The following is a 17,548-nucleotide window of genomic DNA, read 5'->3' on the forward strand; positions in this document are numbered from 1 at the left end:
CACGCGCTGAACATACAGGAACATAGGTTCTATGCGGTATACTTTACCCAGAAAAGCAACCGGCACGCCCTTGCGCGGCCGGAATCGGGAACACGGGCACAAGGCGGGGGTTCGGTCACATCCATGGCGATCAGCGATGAGGATATCCAGAAGGTTCGCGAGGCCAGCGACTTGGTGGCCATCATGGGCGAGACGGGTCCGGTCAAGCAGCGCGGTCGCGATTTCTGGCTGTGCTGCCCGTTCCATAACGAGAAAACCCCGTCGTGCAAGATAGACCCCGCCCTGCAGCTGTGGCATTGCTTCGGCTGCGGGGAAGGCGGCGACGTGTTCGCCTTCATCATGAAATCCCAGGACCTGTCGTTCCCCGAAGCGGTGCGCTACCTGGCAGAACGCGCCCATATCGACATTGCCGATGACCAGGCGAAACGCGGACCTGGTATGGGGCAGGGCGCAAAAGCACGGCTGCGCGCCGTGTGCGCGGAGGCTGCGGAGTTCTTCCATATGCAGCTCATGCGTAGCAAAAGCCCGCAGGCCGGCGCCGCACGCGCCTACCTTTCGCAGCGCGGGCTGGGCGGCGATATCCCGAAAACCTGGATGCTCGGCTTCGCGCCTGGACAAGGCGCGCTTGTGCGCCATCTGGCATCGAAGGGCTTCCAATCCAACGAGATGATCCAGGCAAACGTCGCCGTCGTCGGCTCCGATGGGCGCGTGCGCGACCGATTCTTCAATCGCGTGATGTTCCCCATCAAAGACGAGCAGGGCCAGTGCATAGCCTTCGGCGGGCGCGTGATCGGCAAAGGCGAGCCGAAGTACCTGAACAGCCAGGAAACTCCTCTGTTCCACAAGGGCCGCATGCTCTATGCGCTCGACAAGGCGAAGGCGGCTATGGCGTCCACGGGCGTGGCCGTGGTATCGGAGGGCTACACCGACGTCATCGCCATGCACGAGGCCGGCATCCGCAATGCGGTCGCCACCTTGGGAACGGCGCTCACCCGCACGCACATCCGCGTGCTCTCGCGTCATGCCCGCAACCGCATCGTGTACCTGTTCGACGGCGATGCCGCAGGCCAGCGTGCCGCCGATCGCGCTTTGCAGTTCATCGACTCCTCCATGACGCCCGAGGCCGGCGCCGCCCGCATCGACCTGTTCGCCGTCACGCTGCCCGATAACCTCGATCCCGCCGAGTTCATCGACGCTCACGGCGGCCAGGAGCTGCAGGCCCTGATCGACCAGGCGAAGCCTTTGCTGGAATACGGCATCGACCGAAGGTTGGGAAACTGGGACCTTTCGCGTGCCGAAGGCCGCTCCGACGCCGTCGCCGATGCGCTCAGCGTTCTGGCGCCCATCAAGGATTCGCTGCTCGCGAAAGACTACGCACGGCAGATCGCCAGCCGCGCCCGCGCGGACGAGAAGGACGTGTTGGAGCAGCTGGCGGCCCTCAAGCCGCCGCGCGTCTTCGATGCGGAAGCGCCCGCAGCCGACGGCCGCGCCGATCATGGCGTTTCCGCGCCCCCGGTGCGTCGCCGCCTGCCCCAGTCGGAGATGAACCGGCGCAGGTTCGAGCGCCAGCTGCTGGCGCTGTGCGCCGCCCGCACCGATCTTGCCCTGGTCCACGCCGACGCCCTTGCCTCGGTGCAGTGGCACGATCCGGCGTGCGCAGCCGTGTCCGCCAGCATGCTCGACACCTTGGCAGACGATCCCGCCGCTTCCCCGGCGGCCATCGTGGGCGCGGCAAGCATGGCCGAGCCCCGTGCGGCGGGCTTCCTGACAAGGGGCGTTCACGAATCGGCGGTGCCCGAGGACTTGGCGGCGTTTTTGGTCGAGGAGCTTTCCATCGGCGATGCCGAGGAGGCCGTTGCCGCCATGCGTGCGCAGATGTCTGCTCCCGGCTCCATGTCGGCCGAGGACTACGAGCTTATGTTCCAGACGGTGGCGGCCATGCAGCGCGAGCTCACCGCCCGCAAAAGAGCCCATGCCGAAAGCGCCGCCTCAAGCAGATAGGTCTTGCGCTTCCCATTCATGCCGAGCAGGGGTTTTGTGGAACTTTGCGCCCGCAAGGGCGTTCTTTGCGCGTGCATGTCACAATAATCAGAATAGAAAGGCGGGCGTATCGCGCACCCGCCGCCAACCATACCTACCCGCTAAAGGAAATGCATATGCTTTCAATCGTGCAATCGCCCGACCCGTTGCTCAACACGGTATGCGAGCCCTGCGATTTCAATGACAAGAGTCTGAAGCGCCTGGCCAAGCAGATGGCGCATGTCATGTACAAGAACGCCGGCTGCGGCCTGGCCGCGCCCCAGGTGGGCGTGCTCAAGCGTCTTGTGGTCATCGACTGCGACCAGGAGGACGGCGCCCGCGAGCCCATCGTCATGCTCAACCCCGTCATCGTCGCCCGCGAGGGCGAGCCGGTCGCGGAGGACGAGGGCTGTCTTTCCATCCCCGGCATCTCCGTGCCCATCGCGCGTCCACCGTTCGCGCGCTGCCGCTACTACGACCTTGACGGCCAGCTTTGGGAGATCGAGGGCGACGGGCTGCTCGGTCGCTGCCTGCAGCACGAGACCGACCATCTTGACGGCGTCACCATGTTCGAGCGCGCCGAGCCGATGGTCCGTCTGAAGGCCCTTGAGGATTACGAGCGCGCCCTGGCAGCCGGTGCGCGTCCCGGCGAGACTTCGGTGGAGGCGTAGGGGGTATGCGCATCGTATTCATGGGCACGCCCGACTTCGCCGCATCGGTGCTCTCCGAGCTTGCCTCGCAGCACGATGTGGTGGCCGTCTACACGCGTCCCGACGCCGTGCGCGGCCGCGGCAAGCAGTTGGTGCCCAGCCCGGTGAAGGTGGAGGCGTGTGAGCGCAGCATCCCCGTGTTCACGCCGAAAACGCTGCGCAACGCCGACGAGCAGCAAGCGCTAGCGGCGCTCGAGCCCGATGTCATCTGCGTGGCTGCCTACGGCATGCTGCTTCCTGCCGAGGTGCTGTCCATCCCCAAGCATGGCTGCTTGAACGTGCACGCCTCGCTGCTGCCGCGCTGGCGCGGCGCCGCTCCCATCGAGCGCGCCATCCTGTCCGGCGACGAAGAGGCCGGCGTGTGCATCATGCGCATGGAGGAAGGGCTTGACACGGGCGATTACTGCGTGTGCCGATCGCTTGAGGTGGGCGACAAGGATGTAGCGCTGCTCACCGACCTGCTCGCCGACCTGGGCGCGCACGCGTTGCTCACGGCGTTGACGCAGCTGGAGGCGGGATGTATCCGCTGGACGCGCCAGGATGAGGAGCATGTCACGTACGCCGAGAAGATCGGCAAAGACGAGCTTTCGCTCAGCCCGGCCGACACGGTGGAGCAGGCGTGTCGCAAAGTTCGCGCGTCAAGCGCGGCGCACCCTGCGCATGCCACCATCGCCGGCAAGGACGTCACCGTGCTTGCTGCGCGTCCGGCGCCCGCCGATCAGACGGATGCGGTTTGTGAGGGCGTGGAACCCGGTAGCGTGCGATTCGCCGCAAAGCGTTTGTACCTGGGCGCTGCGGACGGCGTGATAGAGCTTATGGAAGTGAAACCCGCCGGTAAGGCGGCCATGGCGGCAAAGGCGTTTGCCGCAGGCATTCAGGGAATCAAGGAAGACACCAAGACTTGGGAGGGCCCGCGTGGCTGAACAGCATAACAACGAAGGCGCGCCGCGTCAGCGCCGCGAAGGCGGCAACGGCGGTTATCGAAAGGGCGGCCAGCACGGCGGCCACGGCAATCGTCAGGGCGGCCCGCGCCGCGACGGCGGCAAAGGCGGCTTCGGCGGTCGCAACGACCGTCGTGGCGGCAATCGCGGTCAGGGCGGCCGCGATGGCCAGCGCCGCGATGGCGGAAAGGGCGGATATCGCGGCCGTGACGGCGAGAAGCTCGACTTCCGCGGACAGGGTGGACGCGACGGCGAGAAGCGCGAGTATCGTGGCAACGGTGGCCGCGACGAGCGCCGCGGCGGCTACAACGGCGGCCGCGATGATCGTCGTGGTGGCTATAAGGGAGACCGCGGCCCGAAGCGCGATTTCAGGCGCGAGGGCACCGAGGGCGGTCAGCGCCCCGAGGCCGCGCGGCATGCCGGCTCCGATCGCCCCGCGCGCGAGCCGAAGCCCGATTTCCGCGGCCGCAACACCGCTCGCGACCCGCGTCGCAAGCCTGAGCAGGGCGCTCAGGGCGTATCGCGCGGCGGCGAAAAGGGCGGCTTCCGCGGTTCTGCCAAGCCGGCGCGCCCGCGTCGCAAGTCCAATGCAACGCCCGCCCGCTTGGCGGCGCTCGACGTGGTGCGCACCGTCCGCGAGCGCAACGCGTTCGCGCAGGACGTCATCGCCCAGGTGATCGACAAGTCCACCATGTCGGTTGAGGACCGCGCGTTCGCCACGCTGCTCGCGCTCGGCACGGTGAGCGCCCGCGGCACGCTCGACGAGATCATCGACCGCGCGCTCGACACGCCCGAGGACATCTTCCGCGAGACGCGCGATGCGCTGCAGATCTCCACCTACGAGCTCATTTTCCTGGGCAAGGAGGCCCATGCGGCCGTCGACCAGGGCGTCGAGATGGTGAAGTCGTTCAGCCCGGGCCCTGCGGCTCGCGTGGCCAATGCCGTGCTGCACAAGATCGTGCGCCTGCGCATCGATTTCCCGTTCGGCAACCCGGCAACCGACCTTGATGCGCTCGCCCGCACCCAGGCGTTCCCCACGTGGATGGCCAAAAAGCTCATGGAGGAGATGGGCCCGCAGGCCGCCATCGAGTTCATGCGTGCGTCCAACGAGCAGGCCCCGCTGTATGTGGCCGTCAACGCCTGCAAGGTGGACGACGATCACGTGCTCAAGGCCTTTGAGCGTGCGGAAGAGGAAGTGCAGCCGGTGGCGCTCGGCGACATGAACGTGCAGGGCTGCCTGCGCGTGCCCGAAAGCCGTGCCCTGCTGGTGCCCGCGCTTGCGCGCCAGCTCGACCAGGGCAAGATCTTGGTCTCCGACGCCGCTGCGCAGATGGTGGCCACCAACGTGCTTCCCGATGAGAAGCCCGAAAGCGTGCTCGAGATCGGCGCCGGCCGCGCCACGAAGACCATCCTGCTGCAGTCCAACGCCTGCCGCAAGTACGGGTCGCAGATCGAGGAGTACGTCACCATCGACAACCACGCCTACAAGACGCGCCTGCTCGAGAAGCGCGCCGAGCAGTACGGCGTCGTGGTGACCGAGGCCTTCACCGGCAATGCGCTCGAGCTTGACAACATCATGCCCGATCGCATGTTCTCGTTCATCTTCGTGGACGCCCCGTGCTCGGGCATGGGCACGCTTCGCCGACACCCCGAGATCCGCTGGCGTACGAGCGAGGAGGACCTGGCAGGTTTCGTGGAAACCCAGCTGGGCATGCTCAAGGCCGCGGCGGGCCACGTGGCCCCGGGCGGTGCGCTGGCATACTCCACGTGCACGGTCACGCGCGAGGAGAACGCCGGCGTGGTGAAGGCCTTCCTGGAAAGCGAGGAGGGCGCCGGCTTCACGCTCGACCAGCTGTGCGGCCGCAACTGCCTTGCAACCCGCCTTGCCCCTGGCTCGTCCGATGCGCACTTCGCCGTGCGCTTCGTTCGCAAGCCGCAAGAGTAATCTCATACCCCGTTTTCATGCCGGCGAGGGCTTCTTCGCCGGCATGAAACATATTGGAAACAGTTTCGCGCGTACCATCCATTTACTATGAAGTTGAGATAATTGCATGTGAGGAGGTCAGGTTTACATGGAGCCGAACTATCAAGAGGTGGCGAACAGGATCCGTGCGCTGCGCGAGGATATGGGCCTGACCATGCAGGAGATGGCCGATGCCACCGGTCGCAGCCTGGCGGAGTATCAGGCGCAGGAATCGGGGGCGGAGGAGCTTTCATTCACCTTCCTGTATAAATGCGCGGCGAATCTCGGCGTCGACCCTATCGAGCTGCTCACCGGCGAAACCCCGCACCTGACGGGCTACACCCTTACGCGCGCCGATGAGGGCTTGGCCGTCAAGCGTCGCAGCGGCCTTGAGTACCTGCACAAGGCCCCGCACTATCGCAACAAGCTGTGCGAGCCGTTCTTCGTCACCGCCGATTACCGTCCCGAGCTGCAGGATAAGCCCATCCATCTGTCGTATCACGCCGGGCAGGAGCTTGATTACATCCTGGAAGGCCGCATGCGCTTCCAGTACGAGGAGCATACTGAGGAGCTTGGCCCTGGCGACATGCTGCTTTACGATTCCGGACGTGGGCACGGCATGATCGCCATCGATGGCGCACCGTGCAAATTCCTGGCTGTCGTTCTGAAGGCGAAGGAAGACATTATCTAGGCAAGCGCCCGCCTAGGGTTGCTTGCCGAAAACCAACCTTCATATCGACCGCATCGTGCGCGGTCCGGTTCCGCGCACCAAATTTCAAGGAAGTCCGGCAACACCATGAGAAATATCAATCTGCGTTACTGCGAGGAAACCTACGACGAGCAGGGCGTGCTCACCGATTTCAAGGTGAAGTGCCCCGATACCTTCAATTTCGGCTACGACGTGGTGGACGACATCGCGGAGAACGACCCTGACCGCCGTGCCATGATGTGGTGCAACCCCGAAGGCGAGGAGCACCTGTTCACGTTCGCCGATATGAAGCGTTGGTCGGATAAAACGGCGGACTACCTTGCCGCCCACGGCGTGGGCAAGGGCGACATGGTCATGGTGATCTTGCGCCGTCATTATCAGTTCTGGTTCGTGGCCACCGCCCTTGCGAAGCTTGGCGCCGTCATGGTACCGGCCACGTTCATGCTCAAAGAGCATGACCTGGAGTATCGTTTGAACGGCGCGTCCATCAAGGCCGTTATCTGCACTTCCGTCGGCACCATCGCGCAGGTGGTGGACAACGTGATCGATCAGTGCCCCTCGGTTGAGCACCTGTTCCTGGTCAACGGGGCCGGCGGCGGTTTGACCGAGCAGGATGCGGATGGCAACTGGCTGGCAACCGACGGCCCGGTGGGTGCGGCGCTCTCCGGCCCCGAGGGTGTGTGCGCCGTTCCCGCGCAGCGCCCGGGTTGGCACGACTTCAACACCGGCGTGCGCAACGCCGATGAGGGCTTCTCGCATGTGGAAACCCATGTCGGCGACCCTATGCTCATGTACTTCTCCTCCGGCACCTCCGGCAACCCCAAGATGGTGCTGCATGATTCCTACTATGCCTTGGCGCACCTGGTCACGGCTAAGCACTGGCACAACGTCAAACCCGACGGGCTGCATCTGACCATCGCCGATACCGGGTGGGGCAAGGCGGTATGGGGCAAGTATTACGGCCAGTGGCTTATGGAGGCCTGCGTGCTCACGTACGATTTCGATCGCTTTCATGCCGATGAGATCTTGGATCTGATCCCTCGCTACGGAGTCACCACGCTGTGCTGCCCGCCCACCATGTACCGCATGATGATGCAGGCCGACGTGGATGCCCACGATTTGAGCACGCTCACGTATTGCACCACCGCCGGCGAGGCGCTCAACCCCGACCTGTTCGACTTTTGGAAGGAGCATACGGGGCTGACCATCTTCGAGGGCTTCGGCCAGACGGAGACGCCGCTGACGGTAGCCAACCTCACACATGCGGTGCCCAAGCCCGGCTCGATGGGCCATCCTTCGCCGGCGTTCACCATCGAGGTGCAGCGCGGCGACGGTAGCCGCTGCGACGTCGGAGAGACGGGCGAGATCTGCATCGATGTGCACGAGAAGGCTCCGGGTATCATGCTGGAGTACTACCGCAATCCCGAGAAGACCGAAGCTGCCGTGTACGACGGTTGGTATCACACCGGCGACACCGCCTGGGTCGATGAGGACGGTTACCTGTGGTACGTCGGCCGCAACGACGACGTCATCAAGTCGTCGGGATATCGCATCGGTCCCTTTGAGATCGAAAGCGTGCTGCTCGAGCATGAGGCCGTGCGCGAATGCGCCGTCACCGGCGTGCCCGACCCCGTGCGCGGCAAGGCGGTCAAGGCCACCGTGGTGCTCGCGGAAGGTTTCGAGGGTTCCGAGGTGCTCGTGCGCGAGCTGCAGCAATGGGTCAAGCAGCGCACGGCGCCGTACAAATATCCCCGCATTGTGGAGTTCGTCGATGCTCTTCCCAAGACCGTTAACGGCAAGATCCGCCGAGCGGCCATCCGCGAGGCTGACGAAAGCCAGGAGGGCACGCCGAAGACCAAGGTGCCCGAGGGCTTGGTGTAGGTGAGGCCGTGAGCGAGTTCGATGTAAAACGGTTAAAATCAGTGACCGTCATCACGGGGCATTATGGGGTCGGAAAGACCAATCTGGCCATCAACCTGGCCCTTGATGCCCGGGATGCTGGCATGGAAGTGCGGGTTGCCGACTTGGATATCGTCAACCCGTATTTCCGCAGCAGCGACTACCGGTGTCTTCTCGAGGATGCCGGCGTGCAGGTGATCGCCCCGCGGTATGCGGGGACCACGCTCGATGCGCCCGCCATCTCCGGGCAGGTTTCGGCCGCCTTGGATTGGACGCGCGGGGAACGGGGAAGGCTGCTGATCGTCGATGCGGGCGGCGACGATGCCGGCGCCACGGCGCTCGGCAGGTTTGCAGGCGGCATCGCCGAGGGGGATTACGACTTGCTGTACGTAGTGAACCGCAGCCGCAACCTCACGCACGATGCGCACGAAGCGCTTTCCGTGCTCCGAGAGATCGAGGCGGCCAGCCACCTGCATGCCACCGCGGTTGCGAACAACACGCACCTGGCCGACTTCACCGACGGTGAAGTGCTCAGCCGCGGCGTCGGATTCGCGCAGGAGGTCGCCGCGCTGGCCGGTTTGCCCCTGGCGTTTTCCGCGGTGCCCCGTCGTATGCTCGAAGATGCCGATATCCCCGGTGTGCGCTATCCTGTTTCGGTGTATGTGAGAAAACCCTGGGAGTAAGGGCAAAGTCCGCTCCGGTGGATTCGGACTGGGCCATGCCTCTGTTCAAGGAGCGTTTTCGGGGGAGTGTTCGATAACCATATGCCGGCCTTTTTGGGCCGGCTCAGACGAGAAAGGAAGGCTCATGGCAGCGATAACGGTCGATGACGGTTTCTGCAAGGGCTGCGGGTTGTGCGTGGACGCATGCCCGGCCCATATCATCGAGCTTGACCGTTCCCGCATCACGGCGAAGGGCTATCATCCGGCCCGGCTGATCGATGCGTCCAAGTGCACGGGCTGCTGCTCGTGCGCGCTTATGTGCCCTGACGTTGCGATCGAGGTGATGCGCTGATGTCTCAGGAAAAGGTGCTCATGAAGGGCAACGAGGCCATGGCCGAAGCGGCCATCCGCGCAGGATGCCGTTTCTTCTTCGGCTATCCCATCACGCCGCAGACCGAGGTTGCCGCTTACATGGCCAAGCGCATGCCCAAGGAAGGCGGCACGTATCTGCAGGCCGAAAGCGAGATCGCGGCTATCAACATGGTCTACGGCGCATCGTCGGCCGGCGCGCGCGTCATGACCTCGTCGTCTTCGCCGGGCGTGTCGCTTAAGGGCGAGGGCGTCTCGTATATGGCGGGCGCCGACCTTCCCGGCGTCATCGTCAACGTGCAGCGCGGCGGCCCGGGCCTTGGCGGCATCCAGCCTTCTCAATCCGACTACTGGCAGGCCACCCGCGCTATGGGCCATGGCGATTTCCAGGTGCTCGTGTTCGCTCCTTCCACCGTCCAGGAGATGGCCGATCTGGCGTACCTGGCCTTTGAGAAGGCCGACGAGTACCGCATGCCCGCCATGATCCTCTCCGACGGCATGCTTGGCCAGATGATGGAGCCCGTCGTGCTTCCCGAGCGCGTGGAGCAGCTGCTGGAAAAGCCTTGGGCCACCACCGGTCATAAGGGCGAGCGCAAGCACAACATCGTGGACTCGCTCTACCTGACGGCAGACGAGCTCGAGCGCCTGAACATCGAGCGTTTCGAGCGCTATGAGACGGTGAAGGCCCGCGAGCAGCGTGCCGAGACGTTCATGTGCGAGGACGCCGACATCGTGCTCGTGTCCTTTGGCGCCACCGCGCGCATCGCGCATTCGGCGGTCGTGCGCGCCCGTGCCGAGGGCATCAAGGCAGGTCTTTTGCGCCCCATCACGCTCTGGCCGTTCCCTGTGGACGCCATCGAAGGCTGCATGGGGCGTGCGAAGGCGTTCTTGTCGGTGGAGATGAACATGGGCCAGATGGTCGATGATGTGCGCCTGGCGGTCAACGGCCGCGTCCCCGTGGAGTTCTTCGGACGCACGGGAGGCATCATCCCCACGCCCGATGAGGTGCTGGGCGCGATCCGCAAGCTTGCGGGGAAGGGTGGTGAATAACATGGCTGAGCAGAAACAGGGCGAAGGCCGCGTGGTGTTCTCGCGTCCGAAGTCGTTGCTTCCCGTGGTCACGAACTACTGCCCGGGTTGCCCGCACGGCATCGTGCACCGTTTGGTCGCCGAGGTCATCGACGAGCTTGATATCGAAGGCCGCACCGTCGGCGTCGCGCCGGTGGGCTGCGCCGTCACCGCTCCGGACTTCTTCGGCTGCGACATGATCGAGGCGGCGCATGGCCGCGCCCCGGCGGTTGCCACGGGCGTCAAGCGCGTGCTGCCGGACAACGTGGTGTTCGCCTATCAAGGCGATGGCGACCTTGCCTCCATCGGCATGGCCGAGACCGTGCATGCGGCTACGCGCGGCGAGCATATCACCGTTATCTTCATCAACAACGCCATCTACGGCATGACCGGCGGGCAGATGGCTCCCACCAGCTTGCCGAACCAGGTGACGCAGACCAGCCCCTATGGCCGCGACGTCTCCACCGCCGGCTACCCGGTGCGCGTGTGCGAGCTGCTGAGCAGCCTTGACGGCCCGGCATATCTGGAGCGCGTGACCGTGGACACGCCCAAGCATGTGCGCCAGGCCAAGCGCGCCATCAAGAAGGCGTTCCAGAACCAGATCGACGGCATCGGCTATTCGATGGTGGAAGTGGTGTCCACGTGCCCCACAAACTGGGGCCTCACGCCGCAGGACAGCTTTGCGTGGATGCGCGAGAACATGCTGCCGTATTATCCGCTGGGCGTGTATCGCGATGTGGTGTCCGATGGGTTCGCTGATGCGGCGCAGGCTGCTGCCGCGCGCAACGCCGACTGCCCGGTCGCCCATCCCGAGAAACGCGCCGAGGGCAAGGAGGGTGCGCGATGAGCGAACCGAAACGTTGCATGCAGGCCGTGCTCGCCGGGTTCGGCGGCCAGGGCATCTTGTTCGCCGGCAAGATCATCGCCAACGCCGGCCTGCTTGAGGACCGCGAGCTTTCCTGGCTTCCCAGCTACGGGCCCGAGATGCGCGGCGGCACCGCCAACTGCAGCGTGTGCATCTCCGACGACCCCATCGGAAGCCCGCTCGTGCTCAACCCCGACGTGCTGGTGGTCATGAACCAGCCGTCGCTCGACAAGTTCGAGCATAGCGTGCAGCCCGGCGGCTTGGTGATCGTCGACAGCACGCTTGTGCCTCGCATCCCGGATATGCCCAGCGTCACGGTGTGCGCCGTGCCCGCCACGGCCCTCGCCGAGGAGGCGGGCCTGAAGGGCCTTGCCAACGTCATCTTGGTGGGCAAGCTGTTCGCCGAAACCCGCTTCTGCAGCGAGGAGACCATTCGCGCGGCTGTGGCCGCCGTGGTCCCGGCGCGTAAGAAGGACAAGCTGGCAGGCAACCTGCGCGCCCTGGAGCTGGGTGTCCAGGCATAGTCTGCGACTGACATCGCAGGTTAATCGCATGGGCGCGAGGCGCGCTTGGCGTGGGGTGCCGGGGATGCAGGTGCGATCCGCGCTTGATGCTGCCTAGCTGTGCGCGCATGCATGATCTGTGCATGGCGTGCCGTGCCGTGCCGTGCCGTGCCGTGCCGTGCCGTGCCGTGTCGGGGGATGCAGGCTATATTCTCGTTTTATGGTTCAAAGCATCGCGATAGCCCGGGTTTGCGGGTGCAAGCCGCGCTCGATATCGCGAGATGCTCGATAGTCCGGGTCCTGTAAACCGATTCGAAACCCAACCGGTAACCGATGGTTACCGGTTGGGTTTCGTTGTTTCATATGCGGTAGCTTTTCCCTTTCGGTGAGAGGGTTTTGCTTCGTTCGCTTGTGGCCGCCTTCCCTTTTCACCGAAAAGGTTTCGGAATCGTAGCTGCCAGCTAATGAAATCACAAGGGCCTTTCCTTAGCATTGATATCGTTTCAGCACGTCAGTGCATCGTTTAGGGAAAGGGAATGCTCATGGAAACCAACACCGTGCAAGCCTCGCCGCTGGTACAGCCGTCGAAATCGGGGCTGGGAATCGCCGGCTTCGTTCTGGGGATCATCGCTTTAGCGACATCGTTTCTGCCCATCATCAACAATTTCTCGGCTTTGCTTGCCGTAATCGGCTTTGTTCTCGCGCTCATCGGCATGATCGCGTGCGTGAAGGGGAGGAAGTCGGGCAAGGGCCTGTCCATTGCCGGCGTGGTGATGAACGTCATCGCATTCGCCGTGGTGCTGGCCACGCAAAGCATGTACAGCTCCACTATCGATGATGTCTTCTCCGGCACCTCGGTGGCGCCGCAGCCGGCAAACGAGCAGCCTGCAACTACCGCCCCTGCTTCCGATGAAGCCGCCGACAACAGCCAGACAACGGCGGCGGGCAATTCCATAACGTTGAAGAACGGCCTCGTGCTCACGGTGGACGACGTGGTCACCGGGCTTCAGAGCTACGATGGAAAGCCTATCACGCAGGTGAGCGTGACCTATCAGAACAACGGCAACAGCCAGGCGTCGTTCAATCCCTATGATTGGAAGGCTGAGGATGCCCAGGGCGCCCAGCGCTCGCAAGCGTTCTACACCGACGGCGACAACGAGTTGCATTCCGGCACCCTTGCCGCAGGCGGCACGGTTTCGGGCAATCTGTACTTCGAAGGCGATGTGGTGAAGGTGCTGTATGAAAACGCCTTCCTCGGCCGCGGTTCGGATGTCTCCTGGAACATCGTCTAAGCTTCGCGAAAAGTCGTGCCCATCGGGTCGGGCGGCCGCGTCTGTATCCGATGGGCATTTCTTTGCTACTATGGAACCAAGGAAACGAAAACCGGCGAAGCGCAGAAGGAAGCGGCGAGTGAAAGAACCCATGACCGAGGACCTGCTCAACGAGCTGCTCGATTCTCCTGACCCTGCCGCATTCGCCAGCAAGCACAAGCTTGCGTGCCGCAGCCTGCCCGATTATCTTCAGCAGCTGCTCGACGAGCGCGGCTTGAGGCGTCCCGAGGTGGTGCGCCGGGCGGGCATCAACCCCACGTTCGGGTATCAGATCTTCGTCGGCCAGCGCAACCCGTCGCGCAACAAGCTGCTGCAGCTGGCCTTCGCCATGAAGCTGTCGCTGCGCGAGACGAATCGCCTGTTGCAAGCGGGCGGCTGCAACGAGCTGTATTGCAAGAACCGCCGCGATGCCATCATCATCTTCTGCATCGATCATGGCGAAACGCTGCAAACCGTCGATGAGCAGCTGTACGCCTTCCACGAGGACACCATCACCGAGTAGCTGGCGGCGTCGGGAGGCATTGTCATTCCGGTCCCGTTAGCGACATGCGGGCATTGGCGAGCTTGCGTATCTGCTACCATCGTCATCGTTATGAAAGGATCCCTGCAACAACATCTGGAAAGCCTTGCTCGCGATGAGTGCTATCGCGTCGATGCGGTTTTGAAGGAAGGTCATCTCGAGCGCACGGAGCGCGTGTTCTTCGTCGGGGCTAACGGTGCCGAGCAGGGTCCCTACGTGCGCAAGGTGTTCGAAGCCGAATCGGGGTTGGGCAGCGCGTACGGGCGGGTGCTGGCAGCGCAGCGGCAGGGGAAACGGTTCCTGCACCTGCCGCGCATCATAGATTGCTATTCATTGGGTGAGCAGGATGCGGTGGTGATGGAGTTCGTGCCCGGGCGCACGCTTGCCGACGAGCTCTACGAAACCGGGCCGTCCCTTGATGCGGCCAAGCGGCTGTTCCCCGGCATATGCGATGCCATCGCCGAGCTGCATGGCCGTTTCGATCCGCCGCTTATCCATCGCGATATCAAGCCGTCGAACTTTATGGTGGAGGGTGACACGGTCTTGGTGATAGACCTAGGCATCGCCCGCACCTTTGACAAGGATGCCGTGTGCGACACAAGCCATTTCGGCACGCGTGCGTATGCGCCGCCCGAGCAGTTCGGCTACGGTCAGACCGATGTGCGCAGCGATGTCTATGCGCTGGGCATGTTGCTGTTCTACCTGCTGTGCGAGGAGACCCCCGTTCCCGCGACGGTTCAAGATCGCCTGCGCGTGTATGGGGTTCCCCAATCGGTGCGCGACGTGGTGGCCCAGGCGACCGCGTTCGACCCTGCCGATCGGTTCGGGTCGGTGGGAGCGATGCGCGCGTCGTTCATGTACGCGATCGGGTGCCCCGTCGATTTTCAACGGGGATCTTTTGCTGCTGATACGGGTTGTGTGCGGGGCGCTGGCTATGTTCCGCGTGGCGATTCGGCTTCCGAAGCAGGTTGCGCGCAAGGTCCCGGATTCCAGCCTGGTCTCCGAATGGATGGTGCTTTACGGTCCGGCAACGCTGGGCATGCCGCTGATTCTAATCTCGCCGGCGTCACGCCTGGTGCGGCAGAGCCGGCTTTGTCGTCTGCAGCGCCTGATACATTAACGTTGCGTGACGCCAAAGAGCGGGGAAGATCCAAGGCTTTTGCGCGTGGTGCAGAAGCCGCCTTTCGATGGCTGTGGGGGTTTTGGTCCGGCATCGCGCACCGCTTGCCGTTAGGCGTGGGGGTGGCATGGGATATCCTGCTGGCCGCCTGGGGCGCGGTCATGGCCTTCGCGTGCGTCGCCTCCGGCATGAACCCGCAAGGGGACATGGCTCGTTTGCCTGCGGTCGCTTGTGCGGTGTCGTATGTGTGCGTGTGGCTGGCCATGGACTGGACGATCCCGTTGCTCATCGACACTCGGCCGCTGGAGAAGCTGTTCACGTGGTTTGAACGGCCTTCGCTCAAACAACGGGTGATTGCGGCAGCGTGCATGGCGGGTGCCGCGTTCGCTGTGCTCACGCTGATAGGCATCCTGTTTCTACGTGAATCCTAGTATTTGCTATTGCTATCCAACCAATTTTTGGAAATAACGCGCCGTTTATCGAATAAGGCCGCTTCAGATTACGGTTCGGGTACAATACATGATGAAATCACGTGGAGATGGATGGGTCCTGGTGGGCCCCGCGGCCTTCAAAGCCGTTGTGAGGCGCGCAGAACGTCTCGGGTGTGTTCGATTCGCACGCGTCTCCGCCATATTTGACGCAAAAAGGAGCCTTCTAGGGCTCCTTTTTATATTGTCGGCTTTCGCTTGCGGGGCGATTGCGGGTTGATGAGGCGGACCTGGCTTATAGGACAAAATAGCGTGTCTGATTTTGAGGCGTCAGCGCAGGCTGATGCCTCTTTTTCGTTCGCCTGAAAGCAACAACGCCTCCCTTCCATGTCTAGCGGAAGGGAGGCGTTTTGAGTTCGCGAATCGTGCGTTAGAACAGGGGTTCGTGCTCTTCGGAAGGGCCGTTCAATCGGTTTATCGCTGCTCCGATCGGCGTATTTTGCTTAGTTTGCCAGCTCGCGTGCGTCGCCGATGCGGCGTGTGACACCCGTGTCGTCGAAGTGCTCGAGCACGGGGATGGCGTGCTTGCGGCTCAGGCCCATGGCGTCCTTGAGGTCGGCAGCGGAAGCGGGGCCGTTTGCCAATGCGGCTCGCACGGCGTGCTCGAGTGCGTCAAGCGCGGCGGCGTCGAAGTAGAACTCCTCGCTGGCTTTGATGGCCTGGCCTTGCTTCTCCAGCAGCCCGAGCGCCTTGTAACCCTGCTTCGGCGCAAGGTCTGCTTGCTTGAGCAGGTCGGCAACCGTAGGCGGTTTCGGGCCCGCCGCAGCTAGCAGCTCGGCCAGCTTCTCAGCGTTGCCTTCCTCCAGCTTCCGGGCGCCGGCGCCGGCTTGCGGGTGGCTTATCATGCCGCCATCGGCCACGGCTTTGCCTTCCGCGCATGCGCGTGCAAGCACCGCATCGAATGCGTCGGGCGCGCAGCGGGGCATGCAGGCTTGGCGTAGCGCCTCTTTCGACATGCCGGTTACGGCGGGGTTTGCGCTATGGTAGCGAAGCAGCGCGTTCTCGATCGCCCCCGAAAGCTTCTGCAGCATGCGTTTTGTTGCGAACCGGATGTTCGCGCCTGCGGCCCCGGGCAGCTTCTCGGCGGTGCCGCGTTCGGCGAGCGCTTCAAGCTCATCTGCGGTTTGCGCAAGGGAAAGCCCGGTTGCATGGGCGATATCGGCGGGCGTCGCAGGGAACTCGGCGGCATCGAAAGCGGCTTGGACCGCCTTTGCGCCATCGCCCGAGCGAAGCGCGTCGAGCAGCGTGCGGTCCGCCTGGGTTACCGTGGTGGTGCGCTTCGGGTGGGCGCGCAGCACCACGCCGCCGCCGATCACGTGGACGGGGGAGTATGAGCGGATGACGAACCGGTCACCGTATGCAACCGGTACATCGCTTTCGGTTCGAATCTGCGCTGCAGCCGTTTGACCACGGGAAATGCTCTTCACGCCATCCATGAGCAGCACGCGGCCGATGCATTCCGTGGTACCGTGCGCAACGTGGACGCGGCATCCGGTTTCCAGCGGCTTGTCCTGACCGGGGATGCCCAGGTAGGTGATGTCGGCATCGAAGTGGTCGGTGGGCGTGACGGCGTTGGGAGTGCAGATGAAGCTGCCTAGCCGCACGTCGTCGGTGGTCACGGCGTTCAGGTTCAGCGCGGTGCGGTGTCCTGACGCTGCCTGCTCCACCGCCTGCCCATGCACCTGGATGCCGCGGATACGGGTGCGCAGGCCCGAGGGCAGCACTTCCACCTCGTCGCCAACGTGCGCGATACCGCTCCAAAGCGTGCCCGTGACAACGGTCCCCGCGCCCCTGATGGTGAAGCTGCGGTCCACGGGCAGGCGCATCGCTTCCTGCCCGGCTCGGCCGGCGGTGGCGCGGGCGGCAAGCTGTATGGCATCCCGCAGCTCCTCCAAGCCCTGCCCGGTTCGGGCTGAGACGGGCACGATGGCGGCTTGGGCATACGGCGTCGATGCCAGGCGCGTGCGCACCTCGTCTTCCATGAACAGCGCCCATTCTTCGTCCACCAGATCGCATTTCGTCAACGCCACCACGCAGGTGGGCACGGCCAGAAGCTGCAGGACCGCAAGATGCTCCTCGGTTTGCGGCATGATGCCGTCATCGGCGGCGATGCACAGCAGCGCCGCGTCGATGCCGGTGGAGCCCGCGATCATCTGGCGCACGAAGCGCTCGTGCCCCGGGACATCGACCACGCCCATGGCGCTTCCGTCGGGCAGCTCAAGCTGAGCGAAGCCGAGCTCGATGGTGATGCCGCGCTGCTTCTCCTCGCTCAACCTGTCCGGGTCGGTGCCGGTGAGCGCCTGAACCAGGGTGGATTTGCCGTGGTCGATATGGCCGGCGGTCCCGAGCACCAGGTCTCGTTTCGATTCGGTTGCCATAGC

15 protein-coding genes and 1 tRNA gene are annotated in these 17,548 nt (G+C 63.9%); 15 read left to right on the forward strand and 1 reads right to left on the reverse strand.

Annotated elements, in window-relative coordinates:
- Nucleotides 1-123: 123 nt before the first annotated feature.
- The 15 genes from dnaG to DW178_RS11230 all read left to right on the forward strand — a co-directional run bounded on the left by dnaG (nt 124) and on the right by DW178_RS11230 (nt 15,310).
- Entirely contained in the window at nt 124-2,001 is a 1,878-nt protein-coding gene (gene dnaG / locus DW178_RS00430) for a DNA primase (RefSeq protein WP_118349193.1), read from the forward strand.
- Between the two features lie 155 nt (nt 2,002-2,156).
- Entirely contained in the window at nt 2,157-2,690 is a 534-nt protein-coding gene (gene def / locus DW178_RS00435) for a peptide deformylase (RefSeq protein WP_118349194.1), read from the forward strand.
- Between the two features lie 5 nt (nt 2,691-2,695).
- Complete coding sequence (gene fmt, locus DW178_RS00440; RefSeq protein WP_118349195.1) at nt 2,696-3,652, forward strand: methionyl-tRNA formyltransferase; 957 nt, start codon at nt 2,696-2,698, stop codon at nt 3,650-3,652.
- Nucleotides 3,645-5,615, forward strand: coding sequence for a transcription antitermination factor NusB (locus DW178_RS00445; protein ID WP_286168414.1), 1,971 nt, complete (start codon nt 3,645-3,647; stop codon nt 5,613-5,615). The genes fmt and DW178_RS00445 overlap by 8 nt, the downstream gene beginning before the upstream one ends.
- A gap of 127 nt (nt 5,616-5,742) precedes the next feature.
- Nucleotides 5,743-6,324: a helix-turn-helix domain-containing protein gene (locus tag DW178_RS00450; protein WP_042434020.1), complete on the forward strand. Its 582-nt coding sequence runs from the start codon at nt 5,743-5,745 to the stop codon at nt 6,322-6,324.
- Between the two features lie 105 nt (nt 6,325-6,429).
- Complete coding sequence (locus tag DW178_RS00455) at nt 6,430-8,223, forward strand: AMP-binding protein (RefSeq protein ID WP_118349196.1); 1,794 nt, start codon at nt 6,430-6,432, stop codon at nt 8,221-8,223.
- Between the two features lie 8 nt (nt 8,224-8,231).
- On the forward strand, nt 8,232-8,924 hold the full coding sequence (locus tag DW178_RS00460) for a ParA family protein (RefSeq protein ID WP_118349197.1): 693 nt from the start codon (nt 8,232-8,234) through the stop codon (nt 8,922-8,924).
- A gap of 124 nt (nt 8,925-9,048) precedes the next feature.
- Complete coding sequence (locus tag DW178_RS00465; protein WP_042434027.1) at nt 9,049-9,255, forward strand: 4Fe-4S binding protein; 207 nt, start codon at nt 9,049-9,051, stop codon at nt 9,253-9,255.
- On the forward strand, nt 9,255-10,322 hold the full coding sequence (locus tag DW178_RS00470) for a 3-methyl-2-oxobutanoate dehydrogenase subunit VorB (protein ID WP_118349198.1): 1,068 nt from the start codon (nt 9,255-9,257) through the stop codon (nt 10,320-10,322). Before DW178_RS00465 ends, DW178_RS00470 begins: the two co-directional genes overlap by 1 nt.
- Before the next feature lies 1 nt (nt 10,323).
- Nucleotides 10,324-11,187: a thiamine pyrophosphate-dependent enzyme gene (locus DW178_RS00475; RefSeq protein ID WP_118349199.1), complete on the forward strand. Its 864-nt coding sequence runs from the start codon at nt 10,324-10,326 to the stop codon at nt 11,185-11,187.
- A complete protein-coding gene (locus DW178_RS00480) occupies nt 11,184-11,729 on the forward strand; it encodes a 2-oxoacid:ferredoxin oxidoreductase subunit gamma family protein (protein ID WP_286168416.1) in 546 nt (181 codons plus the stop codon). The genes DW178_RS00475 and DW178_RS00480 overlap by 4 nt, the downstream gene beginning before the upstream one ends.
- Before the next feature lie 521 nt (nt 11,730-12,250).
- Nucleotides 12,251-13,000 carry a DUF4190 domain-containing protein gene (locus DW178_RS00485; RefSeq protein WP_158573941.1) on the forward strand — a complete coding sequence of 250 codons (750 nt, stop codon included), beginning with the start codon at nt 12,251-12,253 and terminating at the stop codon, nt 12,998-13,000.
- A gap of 118 nt (nt 13,001-13,118) precedes the next feature.
- Nucleotides 13,119-13,541: a helix-turn-helix domain-containing protein gene (locus DW178_RS00490; RefSeq protein WP_118349201.1), complete on the forward strand. Its 423-nt coding sequence runs from the start codon at nt 13,119-13,121 to the stop codon at nt 13,539-13,541.
- Between the two features lie 90 nt (nt 13,542-13,631).
- Nucleotides 13,632-15,110: a serine/threonine protein kinase gene (locus tag DW178_RS00495; RefSeq protein WP_118349202.1), complete on the forward strand. Its 1,479-nt coding sequence runs from the start codon at nt 13,632-13,634 to the stop codon at nt 15,108-15,110.
- A 103-nt stretch (nt 15,111-15,213) separates the two neighbouring features.
- A tRNA-Sec gene (locus tag DW178_RS11230) sits at nt 15,214-15,310 on the forward strand.
- Nucleotides 15,311-15,610: 300 nt separating this feature from the next.
- Here DW178_RS11230 and selB read toward each other — a convergent pair.
- Nucleotides 15,611-17,545 (reverse strand): selenocysteine-specific translation elongation factor, encoded by a 1,935-nt coding sequence (selB, locus tag DW178_RS00500; RefSeq protein WP_118349203.1) that lies wholly within the window; start codon nt 17,543-17,545, stop codon nt 15,611-15,613.
- Nucleotides 17,546-17,548: the final 3 nt, after the last annotated feature.

This window comes from Eggerthella sp. AM16-19, assembly GCF_003474385.1.
In the GTDB taxonomy this organism is placed as follows: domain Bacteria; phylum Actinomycetota; class Coriobacteriia; order Coriobacteriales; family Eggerthellaceae; genus Senegalimassilia.

Coding starts and splice junctions, on each gene's coding strand:
- DW178_RS00480 (WP_286168416.1), top strand. CDS start 11,184: ATGAGCGAACCGAAACGTTGCATGCAGGCCGTGCTCGCCGGGTTCGGC.
- dnaG (WP_118349193.1), top strand. CDS start 124: ATGGCGATCAGCGATGAGGATATCCAGAAGGTTCGCGAGGCCAGCGAC.
- DW178_RS00470 (WP_118349198.1), top strand. CDS start 9,255: ATGTCTCAGGAAAAGGTGCTCATGAAGGGCAACGAGGCCATGGCCGAA.
- selB (WP_118349203.1), bottom strand. CDS start 17,545: ATGGCAACCGAATCGAAACGAGACCTGGTGCTCGGGACCGCCGGCCAT.
- DW178_RS00465 (WP_042434027.1), top strand. CDS start 9,049: ATGGCAGCGATAACGGTCGATGACGGTTTCTGCAAGGGCTGCGGGTTG.
- DW178_RS00485 (WP_158573941.1), top strand. CDS start 12,251: ATGGAAACCAACACCGTGCAAGCCTCGCCGCTGGTACAGCCGTCGAAA.
- DW178_RS00455 (WP_118349196.1), top strand. CDS start 6,430: ATGAGAAATATCAATCTGCGTTACTGCGAGGAAACCTACGACGAGCAG.
- DW178_RS00495 (WP_118349202.1), top strand. CDS start 13,632: ATGAAAGGATCCCTGCAACAACATCTGGAAAGCCTTGCTCGCGATGAG.
- DW178_RS00475 (WP_118349199.1), top strand. CDS start 10,324: ATGGCTGAGCAGAAACAGGGCGAAGGCCGCGTGGTGTTCTCGCGTCCG.
- fmt (WP_118349195.1), top strand. CDS start 2,696: ATGCGCATCGTATTCATGGGCACGCCCGACTTCGCCGCATCGGTGCTC.
- def (WP_118349194.1), top strand. CDS start 2,157: ATGCTTTCAATCGTGCAATCGCCCGACCCGTTGCTCAACACGGTATGC.
- DW178_RS00450 (WP_042434020.1), top strand. CDS start 5,743: ATGGAGCCGAACTATCAAGAGGTGGCGAACAGGATCCGTGCGCTGCGC.